Origin of the sequence: Methanomethylovorans hollandica DSM 15978 (assembly GCF_000328665.1) — an archaeon.
GTDB lineage: Archaea > Halobacteriota > Methanosarcinia > Methanosarcinales > Methanosarcinaceae > Methanomethylovorans > Methanomethylovorans hollandica.
On record NC_019972.1, the window covers coordinates 178,175 to 199,903 of the forward strand.

18 protein-coding genes are annotated in these 21,729 nt (G+C 35.3%); 5 read left to right on the forward strand and 13 right to left on the reverse strand.

The window, feature by feature from the left end:
* Positions 1-27 precede the first annotated feature (27 nt).
* Positions 28-5,673, forward strand: coding sequence for an alpha/beta fold hydrolase (locus METHO_RS12565; protein WP_015313887.1), 5,646 nt, complete (start codon positions 28-30; stop codon positions 5,671-5,673).
* 152 nt (positions 5,674-5,825) lie between these two features.
* Complete coding sequence (locus METHO_RS12570; RefSeq protein ID WP_015313888.1) at positions 5,826-7,520, forward strand: DUF262 domain-containing protein; 1,695 nt, start codon at positions 5,826-5,828, stop codon at positions 7,518-7,520.
* Between the two features lie 50 nt (positions 7,521-7,570).
* Here METHO_RS12570 and METHO_RS12575 read toward each other — a convergent pair whose 3' ends face one another.
* The 6 genes from METHO_RS12575 to METHO_RS12600 form a co-directional block, all read right to left on the reverse strand.
* Complete coding sequence (locus METHO_RS12575; RefSeq protein WP_015313889.1) at positions 7,571-8,278, reverse strand: winged helix-turn-helix transcriptional regulator; 708 nt, start codon at positions 8,276-8,278, stop codon at positions 7,571-7,573.
* 12 nt (positions 8,279-8,290) lie between these two features.
* Positions 8,291-8,731 carry a hypothetical protein gene (locus tag METHO_RS12580; RefSeq protein ID WP_015313890.1) on the reverse strand — a complete coding sequence of 147 codons (441 nt, stop codon included), beginning with the start codon at positions 8,729-8,731 and terminating at the stop codon, positions 8,291-8,293.
* A gap of 342 nt (positions 8,732-9,073) precedes the next feature.
* On the reverse strand, positions 9,074-9,292 hold the full coding sequence (locus METHO_RS12585; RefSeq protein WP_015313891.1) for a hypothetical protein: 219 nt from the start codon (positions 9,290-9,292) through the stop codon (positions 9,074-9,076).
* A gap of 107 nt (positions 9,293-9,399) precedes the next feature.
* The gene (locus tag METHO_RS12590; RefSeq protein ID WP_015313892.1) at positions 9,400-10,260 is read right to left on the reverse strand and encodes a zinc dependent phospholipase C family protein; all 861 of its coding nucleotides are present in this window, start codon (positions 10,258-10,260) and stop codon (positions 9,400-9,402) included.
* A gap of 118 nt (positions 10,261-10,378) precedes the next feature.
* On the reverse strand, positions 10,379-11,770 hold the full coding sequence (locus METHO_RS12595) for a hypothetical protein (protein ID WP_156811310.1): 1,392 nt from the start codon (positions 11,768-11,770) through the stop codon (positions 10,379-10,381).
* 73 nt (positions 11,771-11,843) lie between these two features.
* Positions 11,844-12,989, reverse strand: a complete 1,146-nt coding sequence (locus METHO_RS12600) for an OB-fold nucleic acid binding domain-containing protein (protein WP_015313894.1) — start codon at positions 12,987-12,989, stop codon at positions 11,844-11,846.
* A 200-nt stretch (positions 12,990-13,189) separates the two neighbouring features.
* On the opposite strand from METHO_RS12600, the gene METHO_RS12605 reads away from it, so the two are divergent.
* Positions 13,190-14,398 (forward strand): ISL3 family transposase, encoded by a 1,209-nt coding sequence (locus tag METHO_RS12605; protein ID WP_015313895.1) that lies wholly within the window; start codon positions 13,190-13,192, stop codon positions 14,396-14,398.
* A 15-nt stretch (positions 14,399-14,413) separates the two neighbouring features.
* On the opposite strand, the gene METHO_RS12610 is transcribed toward METHO_RS12605, so the two are convergent.
* Positions 14,414-14,875, reverse strand: a complete 462-nt coding sequence (locus METHO_RS12610; RefSeq protein WP_015313896.1) for an Hsp20/alpha crystallin family protein — start codon at positions 14,873-14,875, stop codon at positions 14,414-14,416.
* Between the two features lie 94 nt (positions 14,876-14,969).
* On the opposite strand from METHO_RS12610, the gene METHO_RS12615 reads away from it, so the two are divergent.
* Positions 14,970-16,133: an RNA-guided endonuclease InsQ/TnpB family protein gene (locus tag METHO_RS12615; protein WP_015313897.1), complete on the forward strand. Its 1,164-nt coding sequence runs from the start codon at positions 14,970-14,972 to the stop codon at positions 16,131-16,133.
* 718 nt (positions 16,134-16,851) lie between these two features.
* Here METHO_RS12615 and METHO_RS12620 read toward each other — a convergent pair.
* From METHO_RS12620 to METHO_RS12640, 5 genes are all read right to left on the reverse strand, one after another.
* Positions 16,852-17,280: a hypothetical protein gene (locus METHO_RS12620; protein ID WP_015313899.1), complete on the reverse strand. Its 429-nt coding sequence runs from the start codon at positions 17,278-17,280 to the stop codon at positions 16,852-16,854.
* 519 nt (positions 17,281-17,799) lie between these two features.
* On the reverse strand, positions 17,800-18,246 hold the full coding sequence (locus METHO_RS12625) for an Hsp20/alpha crystallin family protein (RefSeq protein WP_015313900.1): 447 nt from the start codon (positions 18,244-18,246) through the stop codon (positions 17,800-17,802).
* 568 nt (positions 18,247-18,814) lie between these two features.
* Entirely contained in the window at positions 18,815-19,417 is a 603-nt protein-coding gene (locus METHO_RS12630) for a hypothetical protein (RefSeq protein WP_015313901.1), read from the reverse strand.
* Positions 19,414-20,052 (reverse strand): HD domain-containing protein, encoded by a 639-nt coding sequence (locus METHO_RS12635; protein WP_015313902.1) that lies wholly within the window; start codon positions 20,050-20,052, stop codon positions 19,414-19,416. Before METHO_RS12635 ends, METHO_RS12630 begins: the two co-directional genes overlap by 4 nt.
* A gap of 38 nt (positions 20,053-20,090) precedes the next feature.
* Entirely contained in the window at positions 20,091-20,432 is a 342-nt protein-coding gene (locus tag METHO_RS12640; RefSeq protein ID WP_015313903.1) for a hypothetical protein, read from the reverse strand.
* Between the two features lie 67 nt (positions 20,433-20,499).
* Here METHO_RS12640 and METHO_RS12645 point away from each other — a divergent pair, with 67 nt between their 5' ends.
* Positions 20,500-21,219, forward strand: a complete 720-nt coding sequence (locus tag METHO_RS12645; RefSeq protein WP_015313904.1) for a hypothetical protein — start codon at positions 20,500-20,502, stop codon at positions 21,217-21,219.
* 101 nt (positions 21,220-21,320) lie between these two features.
* Here METHO_RS12645 and METHO_RS12650 read toward each other — a convergent pair whose 3' ends face one another.
* On the reverse strand, positions 21,321-21,665 hold the full coding sequence (locus METHO_RS12650; protein WP_015313905.1) for a hypothetical protein: 345 nt from the start codon (positions 21,663-21,665) through the stop codon (positions 21,321-21,323).
* Positions 21,666-21,729 lie beyond the last annotated feature (64 nt).

The window sequence follows — 21,729 nt, forward strand, 5'->3', positions numbered from 1 at the left end:
TAATTTGAATTCGGAAGGAACACAACAATGGAATCAAAATACGTTAACAAGATAAGGACAACATCAATATTATTATCAATCCTCTTTTTTGTGTTAATGAGTTCCCCTATAGTACATGCTGAAACTTACTCGCTTGTTAAACAATGGGGTTCTACTGGTAATAGTACTGGACAATTCAACAACCCATCAGCTGTTACAGTCGACTCATATGGAAATGTTTATGTTGCAGATGCAAACAATTACCGTATTCAGAAGTTTGATAATAATGGAGCTTTTATAAATAGTTTTGAGACTTGGTATAAATCTCAATTTCATATCCATCCTCGTGGTGTTGCGGTTGATTCTTCGGGCTATATTTATACATCGGGTTGTGGTGGAAATGGTGGTATTGCAGGTGCAGCGTATGGAATTCGTTATGGTACTGTATATCATAAATATGATAATAATGGAAATCTAGTCAGTGAAGTGTATCCAAATGGAGCTATGGGATTTTACTACTCAGTCTACTTACCCTGGGAAACTGCCGTAGATAAATTTGGTAATGTATATGTGAGTGATGTAACTAATGGTTATGTTGATAAATTTAATAATGGTATTTGTATGTCCGCATTTCAGAATCGGTCAATTTCTGGTTCCGATTCAAAGTTTAGTATAGATTCATTGGGCAATTATTATATTATATATGGAGGATTTATTAATAAGTTTGATAGTAATGGTAATTTCATTACTAAAATTGGATCATCTGGATCAGGTGACGGGCAAATAAGAGATCCAGTCGCAGTAGCTGTAGATGATTCTGGGAACATTTATGTCGTTGATTGTCAGCAAAAAGACTATACTCTAAAAGAATACTATCGAATTGAAGTATTCGATACAAATTATAAATTTATTACTCAATGGCAATTATCTTCGAATTTCTCTAATATCTACAATAGCGATATTGCTGTTGATTCTACAGGTAATGTTTTTGTTGTTGAGAGCTACAATAATCGGATTTATAAATATGCTCCAACAAATTCAGTGAATCCTGCAGCAAACTTCACTAGCAATATCACAGAAGGTTATACTCCTCTTTCTGTCAAGTTCACAGATACAAGTACGGGATCACCGACTTCCTGGCTATGGGACTTTGGAGATGGAAATACTTCTACTGAACAGAATCCTACATATACTTACTACAAGTCTGGAAACTACACCGTCACATTGACTGCAAGCAATTCAGAAGGGACAGATAGTACCAGCCAGACTATAAGTGTAAATGATATAGACTTTAAAGTCAATCCACAGAAGATTCGTATTTCTGATAAAGTGGAATTCAACGCATCCCAATATATAAGTTCAACAGGAGGAGGCATTACTTGGGACTTTGGCGATGGTAAAACAGATTTATCAAATAACCCAATCGTTTATCATAATTATTCAGAACCAGGGTCATATACTGCAAAAATAACGATTACAGACTCAAAAGGTAATGTAGCAACGAAATCTCAATTTGTCAATGTTACTATTCCTGTAGTTCTCGTACACGGATTCATGAGTTCATCAGAAACGTGGGTGGATATGTCCAGTGCACTGCAGAAAAATGGATTCGAAGTATGGAATTTTGATTATGGAATTTATAGTACTCAAAATCCGCAAGATATTGCTCCAAAGCTTTCTGACTTTATTGAGGGAAAAAGAAATGATCTAACATATAATGGGCAGAAATATAACGGAAAAATTGACATTGTCTGTCATTCGATGGGATCAATAGTCTCTCGACTGTATATGGAGCATTATCAAGGAGGCATCCATGGAAAAGATGTTCGCCAGTGGATTGGAATTGCTCCAGCTCATGGTGGTTCTGCTGGCGCAGATATATATATACCAGTCGGACAAGTTAAGTCTCAAATTCTGTTAAACTTTATGCAAGCGACTCCTCCTGAATATTATGCGTTTTATCAACAAATCGGCCTAGCTGTAAATGAACTTAAAACGGATAGTAATTCAGTAAAATCACTCGCTTCAGGATCCCTATCTCCAACTACTAAATATCGAGTTCTTGTCGGATGGAATCCAACACACTCTTCACAATTCGGAGGCAATTTATTATCAGCTACACTTGCAAAAAACACATCCCGACCTGATCCCTATTATTGGACTGACTCTGGCGACATGATTGTAGCGACAGCACAAAGTTATGATCAACGTATTAAAAATTTTGAAGCTTTTCCGATTAATGGAAATCTTGGAGATTCCCCTGCAGAAGAGTTTGACCATATACATATAATTAAATCACCAACCGTTATCCAATATGTTATTGATTGTCTGAAAGATATCAATAAACCTTCCTCGAATAAATTACCACCGGATAATGAAGTTTCATTCTTAACAGTCGTGAATAGAGACATTAAAGGTTACATAGGTACTAAAGCGCAACAAGTAACCGGTTATTTGGGTACAAAAGTGCAACAGATAAAATTCTTTGTTTCTGGTTTCTTTTCTATGGGTTCAGATTCGATTTCTAATTTGAGAGTAGAGTCCAATAGTATAACAATTGATCAAGAAACTTCTAGTTCTCAGGAAAAGGTGCTATCCATTTTGCTTGAATGGGATGAAGGTGATATTGCGGTGAATTTGATGTCTCCTAGTGGAATTGAATATTCCGCAGAATCTCATCCATATAATGTATGGTATTTAAAGGAAGGAAAGTTGCTATATTATATTATCACTGATCCAGAAAGTGGAAATTGGACTGTAAATTTGATTCCTGAAGAGTATCCTGGTCATGATATGCACTATAACCTTACCTACTGGGTTGAGGATTCCAATAGTGGTGTGTTGAATGGTTTTCCAGTAGCCAATTTTAGTACCAACATAACTACTGGCTACGTACCGCTTACAGTACAGTTTACCGACTTATCGGAAAATGCAACTTCATGGAAATGGGACTTCGGAGATGGAGCAGCTTCTACCGAACAGGATCCTCTGCATATCTATACCAAAGAAGGGAACTATACAATTGTACTTAATTCAAGCAATTCAATTGGATACAGTACAAAGCAAACAACAATTGCAGTAAAAAGCAATTCTGCGAGCACAAGTACAGCTTCATATGCACCTACATACGACAACAGGCTACGTTCAGCTTCTCCTACCAGTGTGCTTTCTACAACTACTTATCTTGATATCGGAAGAAGTTCAGCTACTGTAAGAGATGTGATGTTATTTGATCTGAGCAGCTATAAGACAACTGATACGATATCAAAAGCCACTCTTTCGTTGTATTGGTATTATCCAGCAGGAGCTACACGTACTTCTGATACTGTAGTCGAAGTTTATAGACCAGTTGAATGGGATCCAAAGTATGTTACATGGAATTCCAGAGCATCTGGTGTATCATGGACAACAGCAGGAGGAAGCTGGTATGATAAGAATGCAGTATCTCAAGGAACTACACCTTATGCATCAATTACATTCCCTGCCAGCACAGTGCCTGATAACAAATACTATGACTTTGATGTCACACAGCTTGTGCAGGAATATGTCAGTGGAAAATACAAGAACACTGGTTTCTTCCTCAAAGCAAAGACTGAAAGTGGAAATTATATTGCATTCTATAGTGCCGAGGCATCGAATACTGCAGTCAGACCAAAGCTAACTGTAACTTCAACTTCAGGATCTACTGCAGTAGATAATCTACCAGTGGCTAATGCAGGAGCTGATAAGACTGCCATGGCCGGATCTACTGTTATTTTCAATGCAAGTGCATCTACAGATGACAAAGGTATAGCATCTTATTCCTGGGACTTTGATTTATCTAATGGAATAACAGCAGAAGCAACAACAATGACAGCTTCTCATATCTACCCTGTAGCTGGTACTTATACTGCAACCTTGACTGTTATCGATACATCAGGGCAGGTATCTACAGATACAGTACAGGTAACTGTGAGTGAAATGTCAGTCGATAATCCACCAATTGCAAATGCAGGTATTGATAAGACTGTAACTGTTGGATCATCTGTGACCTTCGATGGAAGTGCATCTACTGATGACAAGGGTATTGCATCTTATTCCTGGGACTTTGACTTGTCGAATGGAATAACAACTGAAGCAACTACAATGGCAGCTTCTCATATTTACGCATCTCCAGGAACCTATACTGTAACCTTAACTGTTACTGATACTGCAGGACATGTAGCAACTGATACACTACAGGTAGTTGTCAGCAGTGCTACCAGTACAACTACAGCTTCATATTCACCAACATATGATAACAGACTGCGTTCAGCTTCTCCTACCAGTGTGCTTTCTACAACCACTTATCTTGATATTGGACGTAGTTCAGCCACTGTAAGAGATGTGATGCTGTTTGATCTAAGCAGCTATAAGACCACAGATACGATATCGAAAGCAACTCTGTCTTTGTATTGGTATTATCCAGCAGGGTCAACACGCACTTCTGATACTATAGTTGAAGTTTATAGGCCAGTTGAATGGGATCCAAAGTATGTGACCTGGAACTCAAGGACATCTGGTACCCTTTGGACTACTGTAGGTGGAAACTGGTACGATAAGAATGCAGTATCTCAGGGTACTACACCATATGCATCAGCAACATTCGCTGCTGGTACTATACCTGATAACAAGTACTATGACTTTGATGTAACTCAGCTTGTGCAGGAATATGTCAGTGGCAAATACAAGAACACTGGTTTCTTCCTGAAAGCAAAGACTGAAAGTGGAAACTATATTGCTTTCTATAGTGCTGAGGCATCGAATACTGCTGTAAGACCAAAGCTAACTATAACTTCAGCTTCAGGATCAACTACTGTAGATAATCTGCCGGTTGCAAATGCAGGAGCTGATAAAACAGCTACTGTTGGAACATCTGTGACCTTTGATGCTAGTGCTTCAACTGATGATAAGGGCATAGCTTCTTATTCCTGGGACTTTGATTTATCCAATGGAATTACAGCAGAAGCGGCTACAATGATAGCTTCCAAGACATATACTGCAACAGGTACATACACTGTAACCCTGACTGTCACAGATACAGTAGGTCAAAAGTCTACAGATACAGTGCAGGTAGTTGTCAGCAGTGCTTCCAGTCCAGTTAGTACTGTCTCATATACACCGACATACGATAATAGACTGCGTTCAGCTTCTCCTACCAGTGTGCTTTCTACAACCACTTATCTTGATATAGGAAGGAGTTCAGCTACCGTAAGAGATGTGATGCTATTCGATCTTAGTAGCTACAAGACTACAGATACGATCTCAAAAGCTACTCTGTCGCTCTATTGGTATTATCCGGTAGGAACGACACGTACTTCTGATACCGTAGTCGAAGTATACAGGCCTGTTGAATGGGATCCAAAGTATGTTACATGGAACTCAAGAATGTCCGGTGTATCATGGACTACAGCAGGTGGAAGTTGGTATGATAAGAATGCAGTATCTCAAGGTACTACGCCTTATGCATCGGTGACATTTACAGGCACTAAATTACCTGATAACAAGTATTATGACTTTGATGTCACTCAGCTTGTACAGGAGTATGTAAGCGGTAAGTACAAGAACACTGGATTCTTCCTGAAAGCAAGAACAGAAAGTGGCAATTACATTGCGTTCTACAGCTTAGAGTCTTCAAATGCTGCTGTAAGACCGAAGTTAACTATAACAAGTTAAGATATGAGCGAATGTACATTCGCTCTCCCTTTTTTTTCTTTTCATATCATCAAGTGTAAAAAATGTATGATCGACTAAATACTCATTCCTCTTACCAGGTACATTTATACTTCAGTAGCAATATATAATTATTCATTGCAAGGAGATAAATCATGAAAACTGGAGCAAGTATAGAGGCAAAAGAATATCCTGTAAGTAAAGTATTTAGTAGCGATTATTCGTTTGTTATACCAAATTATCAACGCCCATATTCATGGAAAATTGATCATGTAGAAGCACTTCTTGATGATATATCATACTTTGCTTTTCAAGATGATCAAGTTGAGGAATTGAAACCCTATTTTCTTGGAAGCATAGTTCTAATTAAAAAGACCGAGAGATCTAATTACGAAGTTATTGATGGACAGCAACGACTGACGACTCTTACTATCCTCCTATCGGTAATTAGAGAAATATTAAATGATAGTGAAGCACAGAAGGTATTAACTGATTTAATTTATGACAAAGAGAGTTTTATAACAGGCACTAAGGCTAATTATAGACTACAGCTAAGGAGAAAAGATCAAGATTTCTTTAACCAATATATCCAAAGAGAAAATGGTCTAAAAGAAATACCACAAGAAGTTATCCTTAGCGATAGTCAAACAAACATCAGAGAGAATACAGCATATTTGTTAAAGAGACTACAAGACGAATATACAGAACAAAAAATTAAAACGCTTGCTGCATATATTGTTCAAAAATGCTTTTTTGTTGTTGTATCCACTCCCGATGAAGAATCTGCCTTTAGAATTTTCTCTGTTCTGAACGATCGTGGAATGCAACTTTCAAATGCCGATATCCTGAAAGCTGAAATAATTGGAGAAATACAGGGAGCAAAAGAACAGGATGTATACTCTCAAAAATGGGAGGATCAGGAAGAAGAGATTGGACGTGAAGACTTTAATAATCTGTTTGCCTACATCAGAATGATACATCTAAAAACAAAACCAAAAGAAACGATTCTCAAAGAAATCCGTGATTATGTTAAACCTAAAGACAAACCCAAAGATTTCATTGACAATGAGCTAATTCCATATATCCAAGCATTCCAAGACATAAAGAACTCATCTTTTGAATCCTCTACACATGCTGAAACCGTAAATCAGTATCTAAACTGGTTAAATCAGTTAGATAATAATGACTGGGTTCCTCCTGCTTTAAGTTATATTGCAAAGTGGAGAAAAAAGGATACAAAAAAAATTGTTGATTTCTTAACACTACTTGAAAGATTGGCTTTTGGAATACAGGTTATGAGATTTGATATCAATCGTCGAATTGAGAAGTATGGAAAGATCCTCGATGCAATTGAAAAAGAAGATGAGAATCCTGAGATATTAAAGGTTAGTCTTTCTTTAACACCTGAAGAAAAAATAAAAATAATCAATGGTTTAGATGGCGAAGTTTACAATACTCAATTCTGTAAATATCTCCTATTGCGAATAGATGAAAACCTCTCAGATGGCAGTGCTCATTACAATTATCCTATTCTATCCATTGAACATGTATTGCCACAAAATCCAAAGCCAGATAGTGAGTGGATGAGACTTTTCCCTTCAGAAGAAGAGCGCAAATCTTTAATAAATCGTTTAGGCAATTTAGTATTGCTTTCCCGTCGAAAAAATTCAATTGCACAGAATTATGATTTTGAGAAGAAGAAAACAAGTTATTTTACAAGCGGAGGGGTGGCTCCACTTCCTTTAACAACTACAGTCATTCGTACAGAGAAATGGACCCCCGACGAAATAGTTTCAAGACAAAAGACCTATATTGAGATGTGTATTAAAATTTGGAACTTGAATACGTAAGAAGAACGATAATCTGTGAACTACCACTCAAATAAAGACTGAGTGATAGTTCACGCCATTTCTTCGAAGTATGGAACCATATCCGGGTGAAAATTCTCATCCAAGAAATACCGAGTAAATTTTCCATTTGGTTCTGTAACTAAGTATCCAAACTCTTTTAGTTTTTGAACATGTGTACTAATAGTGCTTCTTGCAAGTCCTAATTCTTCAGATATCTCTTTATTTGTTATACCCGGATTTTCGTATATTAACCAGCATATCTTTTTACAGGTAATTCCCTGTAAGTAAGGTTCGATCTCTCGAGAATAGATGTTGTTCAATACATTATGTTCTTTTGAAAATAGGTTAATGTAGTTCCCGTTTTTTAATAATACGATTTTTCCAGCTTCTTTAAGAACGCTTATATGGTATCGGACAGTTCCTCTTTTAAGTCTTAAGTCCCTTTTAACGGAATTAACAGTAATTCCGGGATTTCTTTCAATGAATTGGAGAATCTTCAGGCGATTATCATTATTTTCATCTTTTATCCTTGCGATTAATATCGCAGACAGCTTCCAACCGAGGGCTAAGACAAGTGAACTAATGGTTATTAATTGTAAAGAGAGTGGCAAATCCCAGAAAGTGATATTGGCATCTGCACCACTGTCATCATTGATCAAATTTGGATCCGGTTGGGTTAGAATTACATAATCTTTACAATAGCAAGGCGATGTGAAAAAAAAGAAAAGAATTATTGTTGCCAGAAGTATTCTTTTCATATTCTATAACCTTTAGATCGAATAGTCTTCAGTTCCACTAACCGAGTAACCGTATACTTTGTATCGCCAAGTTCCTTTTTCTATACCATTACTATTAGTAATGTATATTCTAATCCTTCCATTAATTGTTCCATCTGCAGAATCATAATAAGTTCCTATACAGTAATTACTTGGATTATATATACTAAGTCTTAGAGAATCACTTGTATCTCCCCAGTTCAAGTTAACAGTCATGCTTTGAATATTCGTGCTAACTGTCTTACTATGCCAGTTTGTTTCTCCTTGAGTTATGGTATCATATGTTGATTTGATTCCAATATCATTATCTGCTAGTTCTGCAGGAATTATCTTGTATCCGAGGTCCGATGCAGAAATCAAAGAGAATTCATCTTCTGTATCAGATGTGCTTGCTCCTGCTACCGTAATGAACAGCAAAAATACTACAAATCCCATTATTATCCTATTCAATCTTTATTCTCCTTGTTTATTGATTTTTGCAATAAGTATTGAAGTCAAACAAAGTATATAAGAATTTTAGCCATTGACCGAATTGAGAAAAAAAATAAATAGTGGGTGAATATACTATTAGAAGAGAATCAATATATTAGGAAATGGGTGATGCGCTGATCACCCATTTTTATGGATTCAACCCCCTAATCGAGGGTTTTTACTCATCCTCTACCCCATAGTTGCTGTTTCTTGTTTTAAGGTTCGTTTTTGATATTAATATCTAGGCACCCACAATATAAATAAATTATGGCCTTTACTCGAATTGAGAATCTGGGATATAGTAAGTTATATTGTTCCTGTGTTGTAGCTGGGAGTTATAGTTGTGCCCGCAATTGTATTGTGTGAACTGCCTGGAGATGCAATGTTAAATGGAAGATCAGAAAATACATTGATCTGGACAAGTGGTTTATCTGTAGCATTTGCTATTACTATTCCAACAGATAGTGTCAATACTAAAAGTACTGCAAGTGAGGATAATATTAATTTGTGGTTACTGCTCAGCATAAAAGCACCTTATAATACATCATCATACAAATTTAAATATCTGTCGCAAAGAAAAAATGAGATCAATTTTGAATTGCCTTTTAATATCTTAAGATTAGAAAACGTATCTAAAATTTGGATGAATCTAATATGAACCATGATTTATCGGGGATCCTGCTGAACTTATATTCATTTCCATTAACTCGGTATGTATAAAGTGTTTTTTTATTCTTGATAGCATCAGCAATAAGAAAATAATTAATGTTATAATAGACATTGATTATCATAGCAATTATTCCAGCAAGAGGAGACCAGTACCATAGGAATAATGCAAGAATCGTGAAGATAACCACCTTTAAAGAATGATATGCAAATGTTCTTGGATATATCCACGATATGAGTGATTTTTTCAAGTACTCTTGTTCTTTTGCAGGGGGATATTTGTCAGACAATATGTTTACTGAGAGAATATTCAAGAAATAGTAAGTAAGGTAGAGATCATCATGAGGATACCAGTCACGTTCATTCTTAGCATTCAATCGTCTTTTTTTCATGTAATCTGTTATTTCCTTTATATCAGCAGGACCCATTATTTCAATTAATTGTTCTTTATAAACATCTCTTAACAATGAGAAACCTTCTTTTTTGTCCAAATTATCAAGATCACTTTCATATTGTTCATGAATTGGATCTTTACTGGATACGTCATGAAGATGAACTGCAGTCATTCCGTCAGCTATGTAATGGCTTGCTACACCAAGTTCATAATAGGCATCAGATATCCTATTAATCAAAAACATGCTCCTTGCTTTCTGAATATGGTATCTGATCTTTTTAAGTCCATTTTTATTGAACCTGTGATCATAGTAGTCTTTGGTCACTTTATCAGGTGCAATGCTGCCTTCCCGGGCTTGATATAATAGTTGCTCATCAGAATGAAAACGACTAAGAATCCTTGAAAGTATCCTCTGGTGAGTTGACCATTTCATATAATTTTATGAATGTTTCTTTGGTATAAATATTTATTGTACATCGGAAAAACAATTGAGGATCTGAACTTAAAAAAAATAGTATAAAACCCTGTAGCATTGGCAGGGTTTCTATTCTTCACCATTTGTTGTAGTATTCTGCATGAGTATATATTGACTCATCCATTGCTAGATCTGCTGTGTTCAAGGTAAGGTTTGTAAACCAATATGGATATGGAATATCAGCACAAGTAAGTGCAGATACATCTTCTAAATGGCATTCACTTGCTGTGGTATGATTGAGCCATTGCATGTATACCCAACTATCCGTTTCTCCATAAGTAATTGTGAACTCAAATTCATCAAGTTCGATATCATCATCGTATGTTACTTCAGTTATTGCAGCCGGTTCAAGATGTTCGTTATTACACATCGTTTCTCCGTTCATTTCATATGATGTCGTGCTTAATTCGTCAAGGAGGATGTCACAAGTTCCTCTGATCTCAGCTGCAGTAAATCTTCTGTAACCTACGGTAGAATCATACTCACACCAACAGTATGTGTAAGTTCCAAGTGGAGTGACGATTGTTTCACACTGTACTTCTCCGTCAACTGGATAATATTCTCTGCATTCGTCTACAGTGACTACATATTCTGCATCCCATTCATCTGCTCTAAGAACGAGTAAAAGTCTATAAGCGATTTCATCGAACAAAGGATCTCCTTCATGCAATTCATATTCTTCATCACCGATAGCATCAACAATATACTGTGCAGTTTCTTCAATGATACTTTCTTTCGTTGGTACTTCATTCCCATAGAAATCCGGATCGTAGTTGTGTTCATATTCCAGAGGATATGGTTCATTAATAGTTTCGTATATTCCCCCTGGTTTTTCAATATCCTCAATTACAGTTACTAACTGGTCATTGCGTGCAAGATATGGGTAAGCAAATCTATAATAGCTGTTAAGAGTTTCAACTTCGATTGGGACATTGTATGTTCCATAACTATAATCAAATTCAGAATTATCATCGTCTAAATATGCATTGGTCGTAGGAATTGGCATGAGATCTGAGAGTTTGCCGTTCTGCTCGTAATAATAGGTTATGTTATAGTTTCTTGTAACAGCTAACTGTTGCCATGCTCCATCCATTACTTCAAATGACTCTTCATCTGTAGTACCAATACACAATTGTGCGTTAGGTGTCCAAAAATAGTTATAAAGCCATTCTTGTGTTGTTTCAGCAATGTTTTCAAGATCAAGTGGATTTGCCTCAGAAATTAGTCGATTATGGAATTGTTCATAGGTTATGTAAGATAATGATTCTAATGCATCGTGTTCAGCATGACGTATTGCAAACCATGCTGATTCAAGGATATAGCTTGCTTTTGTTTCCTGCCCTGGTACTACATGAGCATTAGTGAGTATCAATGCTTGTAAGGGCGTGTGAGTGTATTCTGCTGTCGTTGCTGCAAGTATCGGGATAAGGGCGAATAAGGTTAGGACCCCGACAGTTATCACTAACATATATTGACTTCTAGGGCCAAACATAAAAAAAGAAACGCTTTAAAAGTATTTAATGATATGCAAAAGAAAAAAATCAGGCATTGATCCTGATTTCACTATTGTTAAATGTATTCATTTCAATTATTTTATTCATTCCTTCTTTTCCCAGGCCATCAATTATCTCAACGGGCATACCAAGATCTATCTGTTTTATAATTTCCGTATTTTTTCCCCATAAGGTAACTTTGATCTGGCCTGTATTGTCTTTGACAACGATGTTTCCGACAGAATTAAGCTGTCCACTGTCATTTGAGAATTCTCTGATCTCACTGATATCAATTATATTACCTTTTATTGAGTATTTCTTTCCTACAGTGACTTGGTTGATGGGTACAAAGGCCTCCTTGAAGACCACATTATTATTTGTTTTCTCTATTGATGTTGAATCACCAATCTGTAATTCAACTGATTTAGAGAAGTCGTTGTATTTTGCTGTAGCATTTCTGATCAGGAGACTATCACCAACCTTAATATCCGGGGATAAATCTGCTTTATCGTTCCAAAGAGTTGCGTTCACCTTTCCACTATCATCGCCAAGAGAAATATTTCGGAGTTTACCAGTGCCATTCTTCTTATTGAATGTTTTTACATCACCGATCTTCAGAACCTTTACGATAAGATAGATATTAGACTCGTTATTTTTGATCTCGCTTATCTTTTTTTGAGGAATAGTAGCTTGAACAGATTCCTGCGAGATGCATATTGAATCTTTCGTACCTATGTTTATTTGAGTGCCTGTAGCACCATCCTTGGCTTGTCCAGTAATATCAATTGTATCGTTGACTTTTACAAAACCACCTGTTATATTTTCAACCATTTCATCCCACAACGAAGCAATAACACAGCCAGTTTCGTCTGCTATTGTTATAGATATGACTCTTCCTGTACTGTTGTCTTTCCTTGGGAATTCTCTCACTGTTCCAACATTGATGATTTTACCAATAACACGAACAGTGCTTCCATCCGGTTCTATATTTTTGATCTTGATGGGGTCCTGTGTAGGAGTAGACGTTGTCATCCCCAAATCATTGTTAACAAGCAAGGCAGCTGTTTTTGGATCACATAATCCGGCAAGGGTTTCTATCCTGGCCTGCACAAGTTCTATATATTTCTCTGGGGTAATCTGAGAATTTACTTTTTCATATTCATCTTTAATTTCACTAAAACTAACATTTTCCATGGGTACACCTCGATAATAGCATCAGCTAATCCTTTTTATCTTTGAACTTAATATGATGTAAAAGCATAAAAATGCTTCTAATGATAGTATGCGTTTTTTATTTTATTAAAATTCTTTGTTGGTCATGAGTATTAAAAATAGTGGATCTCCACAACATTGAGTGGGTAAGTTAATATGTTATTTCATCTAAACCCTTTTTAATGGAAGACAAAGACCTCATTCAACTTGCTCTGGGAATAATCCCTCCTTGGTTTGTAAAAGAACTAAATCTCGATACTTCTAAGAAAAGGATGGATATTTACCTTGATTTTATAAAAGGGAGCAAATTCCTCTGTCCTGTATGTAATGAATTGTGCCCTATTCATGATACAAAAGAAAGAATATGGAGACACCTGGATTTCTTCCATTACGAAACCTATCTTCATGCAAAGGTTCCCAGAATAAAGTGTAATGGACATGGTGTGAAGTTGATCGATCTTCCATGGACCAGACAGAACACGGGGTTTACCTTGTTCTTTGAAGCATTGATCGTTGCTATGTGCAAAGAAATGTCAGTTGCTTCTGTAGCTGATATTGTACATATTCATGAGGATTCTGTGTGGAGAATACTTAGTCATTATGTAGACAAAGCAAAAGAAGAAAGGGATATATCATATATTAAAACGATCGGAGTAGACGAGATAGCTGTTAAAAAGGGCCATAACTACGTCACTTTGTTCTATGATATGGAAGAAGCAAGAGTCATACACATCGAAAATGGAAAAGGAAAGGATGTGTTCCAAAAATTTAGAACAGAGATCGCTGGCAAGGTAGATCATGAACAGATCCAATACATATCTATGGATATGTATCCTGCATTCAAAAGTGGGGCCAGGGAATATTTCCCAAAAGCTACGATCGTTTTTGATAAGTTCCATGTGATAAAGATGATGAATGATTCAGTTGATAGAGTTAGAAGAACTGAATCAAAAGAAAACCATGTTCTTAAGAATACCAGGTTTATGTGGTTAAAGAACCCTGAGAGATTGTCAGAGAAAGAAAACGTAATCATGGAATCTATCAAGAACCTTGATACAAAAACTGCTAAAGCATACCAGTTTAGATTGGCCCTTCAAAGATTGTGGACAATAAAAGAGGTATCAGTAGCAAGGGAATATCTTGATAAATGGCATTATTGGGGAACCCATAGCAATATCCCAGAGATAATTTCAGTGTCAAAAGCCATCAAAAAACATGCGCAGGGAATTCTTGAAGCAATGAAGAATGGTATAAACAATGGAGTTGCAGAGGGAATAAACAATAAAATTAAAACTGCTTTTAAAAGATCTTATGGTCTAAAGACGGAAAAATACAGGAATAACATGATCTATCTGATGGCGGGAAAATTGACATTACCCACACGATGTTGAAGAGAGCCAAAATAGTTAAGTAAGAAATTCGTGGTTTTTCTCGTTATAATTTCTCTTAAATTCTACTACAAGAATCCCATCGTTATAAGTAACATGTTCAAATTTTGGATGGACTGAAACAGGTAAATGAATATTGTATTCATACTTCCATTGTTGGTAAGATGCAGATACTTTTACATTCCTATTAGTAGAGTCAATAATGATTTGTTGCCGAGGAACTCCAGGCGTAGGTGCATCTATAATTACACTAGTTGGAGTAATATATCTACCATAATCCAGATTTTGTCGTCTGTTTTTGGGTATCTTTGATGTTATAAATCCTACTAATTTGTTAATGGGAATGTTGTTATTCACTTCTATAAAGAAGCGTGGCCATATCCAATTATAGAAAATTCCCTTTTCAACTATTATAGCAGGAGTCCCCTTCCTCGAAGCGTAGCGACAGGTGGGGGAGGAATGCGTCACTCCAACTAACATTAAAGTATTTATAACATAAAAAACATTATACTACTAACGATTTTCTACCAAAAAAGCAAACAATATACTGAAATATTTGAAAGAAGGTTATTGCATGATCCTGACCAAAACTGTTATTCTGAAAATAGTAAATCCAGATAACGATCTGGTAGAGACCATGCAAAAGTATTCAGATGGAATGAACTATGCTTCTTCTGTTGTTTTTCAGAACGGAAAAACTATCGGTTCTTACAAATTGCAGAATATCGTTTACGGATATCTCCGAGAAGTTATTGGACTGAAATCCCAGATGAGTTGTAACATCCCAAGACAAGTATCAGGATGCTACAAAACCTTGAAAGAACAGATCAAGGAAGGAAAAGTAATCTGGAAGGAAATAACATTCAGTACGTATTCGATGACGCTTTCCTACAAAAGAGATTTTAGTATAAGTCAGAATTTAGTTTCTATTACAACCATTAATAATGGGAGGAAACCATACAAAATACAAAGTTATGATAATGCACAGCAATACTTCGATGGAACATGGAAATTCACAGCATCCAAGGTTGTAAGACATAAGGATAGTAATCATTATTTCCATCTTTCTGTTGAAAAGGAAGTTCCAGAAAAAGAACTGGAATACCCATCCAATTACATGGGTATTGACTTGGGAATGAACTACCTTGCTGTTGCATCAACCACTGAAAAGAAATGTAAGTTCTTTGCAGGAGGTCATATCAAATATATCAGAAACCAATACAAGTCAATGCGAGCACGTTTACAATCGAAGGGAACTTTGTCAGCAAAGAGGATGTTGAAACATCTCTCTGGCAAAGAACAACGTCTTATGCGAGATGTAAACCACATAATTTCTAAAGAAATCGTAAAATTCGCTATTGATAACGATGTTTCCGTAATAGGTCTTGAAGATTTGAATGGTATTAAGGAAAGTACTATACATAATGTACCTAAGAAGAAACGACATAACCACAGTAGTTGGGCGTACAGACAACTACACACATTCATTGAATACAAAGCAAGAGAGGCGGGAATAATTACTCATTTTGTAGATCCAGCTTACACTTCTCAAACATGTATACGATGCAATCACATATCTAAAAACAATAGACATCGACTTGAATTTAGATGTGAAATATGTGGTTATGAAAATAATGCAGACCTAAACGGAGCAATGAACATCGAACATCGAACACGGGATTTTAGGTATATCTTAGAATCTCAGGGGTGTGTGTCAGCCACCCATACGAATGCTTAAATGATATTCAAGCTCCTTCCTCGACTTCGTAGAAGGCAGGGAGGAGTAGTTGACACACCAAATATATCATTGCTGTTTCAATTATCTTCTGACTGAGCATCTCTACAGTTTGAACTACCATACCAACTACCTCCACAACACCATATTTTTTGTTTTTCCAGCCTTTCAGGTAAATATCATTGCTTATATTTTTCCTCCATTTTTTTTAATTATTTCTTGCAATCGTTTTTGAACAAAACCTTCTATTGATAATGTACTATATTAACGATATGATATGAACCCACGAAATCTATCTTATCTTCTATAGTGCCAGCAGTCCGAATTCAACCTTTTTCTACATCCTTTTGCATAAGCATAGAGTGTCCTGCACAGCAACTACAGTGAATATGGAGATGGAAGAGTTATATCCATAACCATGGCATATGAAACTGATTATGTTACCGTTTCATTGTGTGATGCAATGATGGAGAATGTGACTGGTAGATTTATCAAAATTAATGATCTGGGCGTACAGCGAAGGGTACAGTTGTTGTTCTTAGAAGAGAGAGGATATTTATAGGTATTAATGATACAGATTCTAAGGAAAATAGACTCTGACTCACAATATCGCCAAAAAATCGGATTGTCCTGAGTCTGTCTATTACATTCTCTTGTTCAGGAATACTCAGTACAAGTAAAAAAGTCTACAGGAGAATTTTACCAGAAAAAAAAGATGAAATCAGAGAGTGGTAAGAATGTATTTTTTAAGAAGAACTATCTTATACCTCAGTTCAAGAACACCATTGTAGTAACGCATTTTTTCAGAAAGGGGATCTATCCTGACCTTTAGGGGAATATTCTTCGTATACAATCTATCTTCGAATGCTGCTATAATACTAACCGATTTTTCTCTGGGGTCAGTATAGATGTTTTTTCGTGGTATACCTGGAATATCTAGAGTTATAATAACACATTCTTTTTCGGTAGTAATCTGGTATTGTGGCTCGTTTTTATTGCGTCCTGGTATTACAGACCTGAGTGTGTCACTAATTTCATGTACTGAGATCTTGATTCCAATATCAAGAAAGCTTGGAATCTTTCCTGAGATTCCAATTGTTAGTAGGGTTGATATAATTGATGTTTCGAGTCCTCCGGCTAATTGCTCCATGCTATGCTACCTCCCATAATACTCCACTTTTTTATCCATGTTTTTGATTCATTCAGCCTTTCAGGTAAATATCATTGCTTATATTTTTCCTCCATTTTTTTAATTCTTTGTTGCAATTGTTTTTGAACAAATACATCTATTGATAAAGTTATTTATTAATATTTACATTATTAAAATATGTGCCGTGTGTCAAAAAACAGTATCTATTGGTACTTTCTACATCTCTGGGTTTTATCGAAATCATGTTCTGCAATTAAAAGAAAGTATCTGAAGGAAGGATTAATGCAACTTGTCATTATATTATAAAAACGAAAACAGCAGAAGTATTAATTGAACACACATGTCCAAGAATATCTTAAAGTTTTCGAGTTGCCGCATGTAGATATGTGATGAGCTATACAAACGGACTTTGCAGAGTAATATATCCAATTGACCAGGAATTTGGAATAAAGGGGGTACTACTGACACTGAATATACAGACGTACCGATCAAAATAATGGACAGAAAAAAAGAAAATAGTTATTGGACTTTAATCGTTTTTTTGTTCGTTATTTGCTTCGGGCAGTTAATCTCCAAGATTCCGTTATTAAATATGTATGATATTTTATCAATGTCAATCTTACATGGTAGAGGGATGTTGTGACAAATGCTTTTTCCATTGAAACTCCCCGTTACGCTGATTGTATCATCTGTAAAATCAAGTATTATCCTATCTTTTGGAATACCGGATATATTTATAAAAATGGTAATCATAGAATCGTTATTATGAATCGAATATCCTCTCTTAATAAATATCAGAGGACAGATAAATTTTAGAATATCAATCAATGGGATTGAAAGCTTTATATCAATTGGGGGTGTACCTTCTCCAGGCATGAGAATTGTTCTTCCTAATGTTATTACAATAGCCCCTAATTTAATTAGAGCTACGGTAATTATACTTAAATGTACTACCTTATGTACCATTTAATTTCACCTACACATAGATTCGTCTATTATAGCATATTGACAAATACCATTATATTCCACCAGCACCAAAATTTGTTACCACAAATTTAATTATTTATATATTATGCGCATTATATTTATTGTGGTTACTAGACCTCCGGTTAATACTATTATCATTTGTATCTACTGCGCGGTTCTTTTTTCTGTAGATTTTTTATGTTCTACAAATCAATGTAAAAGATAGTCATATATAAGCATTTGCTTTCATTTGACAAATGATAATTTGAATATAAATATGCTATAAGGCAGTATATAACAAAACAGTCTTAGAAATTTTTTATATGTTTTTGATATATACAATAAATAATTTTGTAGAGTGTGACACTAGCTTCCGTTAGTATGTGAAAACAAAAAATTGAATTGAGTGCATTTTTGTTTTGTAAAATAATCCATGTCTGTAAATGGGACTCAATTTCATAAAAAACCTATTATATAATAATCTAGTTGCCCATAATAATAACTTTTTATCGGAATGGATAATTATCAACCATTAATTAAGCATAGTTAGGGCAAAAAAAAAGGATTTTTATATATATTGAGCAACGTACTTGACGATATTGTCATTGAAATAATAGGATGTCGTAGAGATACCAAGTATTTTGAGATCAATGGCTAATAATGGTTCATCTACGTTGCAAATATCATTTACAAGGAACATTCCGGATACCTTATTATCAAATATTTTAGCTGCAACAAGTTCTAATTGCTCATCAGTTAATGGAGGTACTTCATCAAAGCAATGTTTACTGCAAATCGTTTTCAAAGCGTTCAATATCCCTGGAGAATCTACTATGTACAGCTTACAGAAGTGTTCATGGCCTTGAAGGATAAAGTAGGATCCTCCATTGCAAAAACCTTCTTTAGAGCTAATTATCTTGTTCCCATAAGATTTCTTTTCAAAATGCAAATAAGGATTTAGTTGAGTAGAACTTGATGAGTTCAATAAATGATCTGGAACTCCGGTATAATAGGCTTTGATCACTTTACCGCATTCGGGACACACATATCCGCTTATCAATGGAAATTCATGAATTTCAGTATCAGAGGTAGCATTCTCTTTTGATGGTTTATCGGACAGATCATGGAATAAAAGAAAGAGATTTCTTTCTTTATCTATGGTTATAGTCATGTGACAACCTCCGTTATCGGTGGAATTGTTTCTGTAATTTCCAGTGGTGTTTCTGCATCATCTACATACAATGTAGCAAGATGGTCTGCGAAATATACAATGAATGCTTCAGGGCATTTATCTTTAATTGCGAATTCGTACATCCTGTATGAAGGATCATAAGGCCCCATGTGCCATCTTATGCACATCATTTCCTGCGTTGTTAAGGTTATGAATTTCTGAAGCAGAATTACGCTTTTCTCACCGTGTCCCATCGGAAAAATATCTTCTTTTTCGTATGGGTTTTGGCTCCGTGCTCCTGCTTTGGTGTACTTTTCCCTGTATAGATTTAGGGCTTTGTCAAAATCATGTAAAATACCAATAATGATGAGAGAATCACAGAATTTGATTTGGCTATACTTTTCTTCAAGATACAGTAGTGCATCGTACACATTGAGAACATGTTGAGCAAGGCCTCCTTTTTTGCACAGGTGGAATTTACTGCTTGCAGGTGCTTCAAAGAAATTGCATTCAGGACTTTGCATGAAAACAATTAGGTTATCGATACCTTCTCTTTCAGTCGATTTCAGAAGTTCTATTATTCTATTCTTGTTTTGGAGAATCGTTTCTTCAGGTAATGAATGGTCTGTAGTCATAGTACATTGTGTGTGGTTTTTTTAGTGATTTTGAATAACTAAACATCAGACACCCATTCATATTCTTCAGGAGACATTTCATTATAGTGCTTGAAAATTGTATCAATTGGAGGCTTAGCACGAAATATTCCATAATATTTCCCAAAAAGAGCATGGTTGAAAATTCCATTAATAGACCGAATTGTTAACCTTTTCTGAGGATGAAATACTGATATTTCCAAACGGTCTCCGTTATGAGCTACCATTCTTTTGAAATATTCGATTTTCGTATAACCTGCATCCAACAGATTGTCCATTTCTTTAACGAATGATTTAGAATCACCTGTCTCTGATGCGAGAATTAATCGTTCCCTGATCTGTTCGATATCAAAATCAAGCATTTTATCAACTTTTTTTAATGGTTCATTTTGAACAACTATATATTAATTATAATCTTATTTGATTAATATGAGTACGAATGAAACTCTTGATCCTGTCTCGATATGGGATGAATACACTTATCTAGAGCAGGAATTTATGAATAGTTTAAGGTATTTGCCTGCTGTCCCTGCGCATTATAATGTATGGTCTGTTCATTTTGCTGATCTTCTAATAAGGATCGGGAGTATTTTTGATTCTTTTTTAAAAAGAACTCTATTTTGCGGTTTTTTAGATAAAAATACTGTTGCAATAGCTTCTAGAGTAAAATATGAGGATAATAAAATCACAATAAAGGATTATTACCATTTGTTTGAACCATGTTACAATCTTTCCTTAAAAACAGTATTTAACTTGATCACATCTGAGCCAATTGTTCCTTTTTCTGAATGGGGAAACAATGAATATACGGCTCTTGGATGGTGGAAGGCTTATACGAAACTAAAACACGATAGATTTGTAAATAAAGAAGTAGCAACGCTTGAATCAACTCAAAATGCGTTGGCATCTCTTTTTTTGATGAACCTGCTCAATCCAGAGATTAATTCATTATTAGTTGATTATGATCTGATAAGAAGTCTGTGGTCAAAGGAATCCCTTAAGAGATTAATATCTAAACCAGAACCTATAGATGGATGTGAGGAAATCTATGCAAAAACCAAACTTTTTGGATATGTATTCGAAACACAAGTCAAATATGATAATCCGAAAAAAATAGAAATATTATCTCCATCTTATCTTCAATTCTAAAAGAACCGGTTGTTGATCGTATCTTTAGGGCAATTCACAGTAGCATGCAATGTATTTTGAATTTGTCATTAACTTCGGTATATTTTCCGTTAATCGTTATTTTACGAAGGATTGTTAAGTATTGTATCAATGTGGAAAATCAATACATGTTCAAGGATCTTATGACTTATATTTTCATCATCTACATTAATACAATCTCCACATAGATCACATACAAACGATGATATTTCTCTGACAGATGATTCCTGAACATCTCCAGCTTCGTATTGTGGAAGTTCTTCTTGTATGAAATCACTTTCACATATCAGTGAGCTGGTAGATTCACACGTTTCAGCAACTTCCTGGTTGATAGTTATATGGGAAGTAATCCAGTCATCTATTTGTTTTCGCTGCTCGCTTGTTAGTGATAGCCATTTTGTATTAATTTCGTTCTGTATATTAGACATTGTATATCTCCAATTTGTTTTTTGTCTGGATTTTTTGTTGCTTTTTATTATACAATCGAATGAA

Coding starts and splice junctions, on each gene's coding strand:
- METHO_RS12565 (WP_015313887.1), top strand. CDS start 28: ATGGAATCAAAATACGTTAACAAGATAAGGACAACATCAATATTATTA.
- METHO_RS12570 (WP_015313888.1), top strand. CDS start 5,826: ATGAAAACTGGAGCAAGTATAGAGGCAAAAGAATATCCTGTAAGTAAA.
- METHO_RS12575 (WP_015313889.1), bottom strand. CDS start 8,278: ATGAAAAGAATACTTCTGGCAACAATAATTCTTTTCTTTTTTTTCACA.
- METHO_RS12580 (WP_015313890.1), bottom strand. CDS start 8,731: ATGGGATTTGTAGTATTTTTGCTGTTCATTACGGTAGCAGGAGCAAGC.
- METHO_RS12585 (WP_015313891.1), bottom strand. CDS start 9,292: ATGCTGAGCAGTAACCACAAATTAATATTATCCTCACTTGCAGTACTT.
- METHO_RS12590 (WP_015313892.1), bottom strand. CDS start 10,260: ATGAAATGGTCAACTCACCAGAGGATACTTTCAAGGATTCTTAGTCGT.
- METHO_RS12595 (WP_156811310.1), bottom strand. CDS start 11,770: ATGTTAGTGATAACTGTCGGGGTCCTAACCTTATTCGCCCTTATCCCG.
- METHO_RS12600 (WP_015313894.1), bottom strand. CDS start 12,989: ATGGAAAATGTTAGTTTTAGTGAAATTAAAGATGAATATGAAAAAGTA.
- METHO_RS12605 (WP_015313895.1), top strand. CDS start 13,190: ATGGAAGACAAAGACCTCATTCAACTTGCTCTGGGAATAATCCCTCCT.
- METHO_RS12610 (WP_015313896.1), bottom strand. CDS start 14,875: ATGTTAGTTGGAGTGACGCATTCCTCCCCCACCTGTCGCTACGCTTCG.
- METHO_RS12615 (WP_015313897.1), top strand. CDS start 14,970: ATGATCCTGACCAAAACTGTTATTCTGAAAATAGTAAATCCAGATAAC.
- METHO_RS12620 (WP_015313899.1), bottom strand. CDS start 17,280: ATGGAGCAATTAGCCGGAGGACTCGAAACATCAATTATATCAACCCTA.
- METHO_RS12625 (WP_015313900.1), bottom strand. CDS start 18,246: ATGGTACATAAGGTAGTACATTTAAGTATAATTACCGTAGCTCTAATT.
- METHO_RS12630 (WP_015313901.1), bottom strand. CDS start 19,417: ATGACTATAACCATAGATAAAGAAAGAAATCTCTTTCTTTTATTCCAT.
- METHO_RS12635 (WP_015313902.1), bottom strand. CDS start 20,052: ATGACTACAGACCATTCATTACCTGAAGAAACGATTCTCCAAAACAAG.
- METHO_RS12640 (WP_015313903.1), bottom strand. CDS start 20,432: ATGCTTGATTTTGATATCGAACAGATCAGGGAACGATTAATTCTCGCA.
- METHO_RS12645 (WP_015313904.1), top strand. CDS start 20,500: ATGAGTACGAATGAAACTCTTGATCCTGTCTCGATATGGGATGAATAC.
- METHO_RS12650 (WP_015313905.1), bottom strand. CDS start 21,665: ATGTCTAATATACAGAACGAAATTAATACAAAATGGCTATCACTAACA.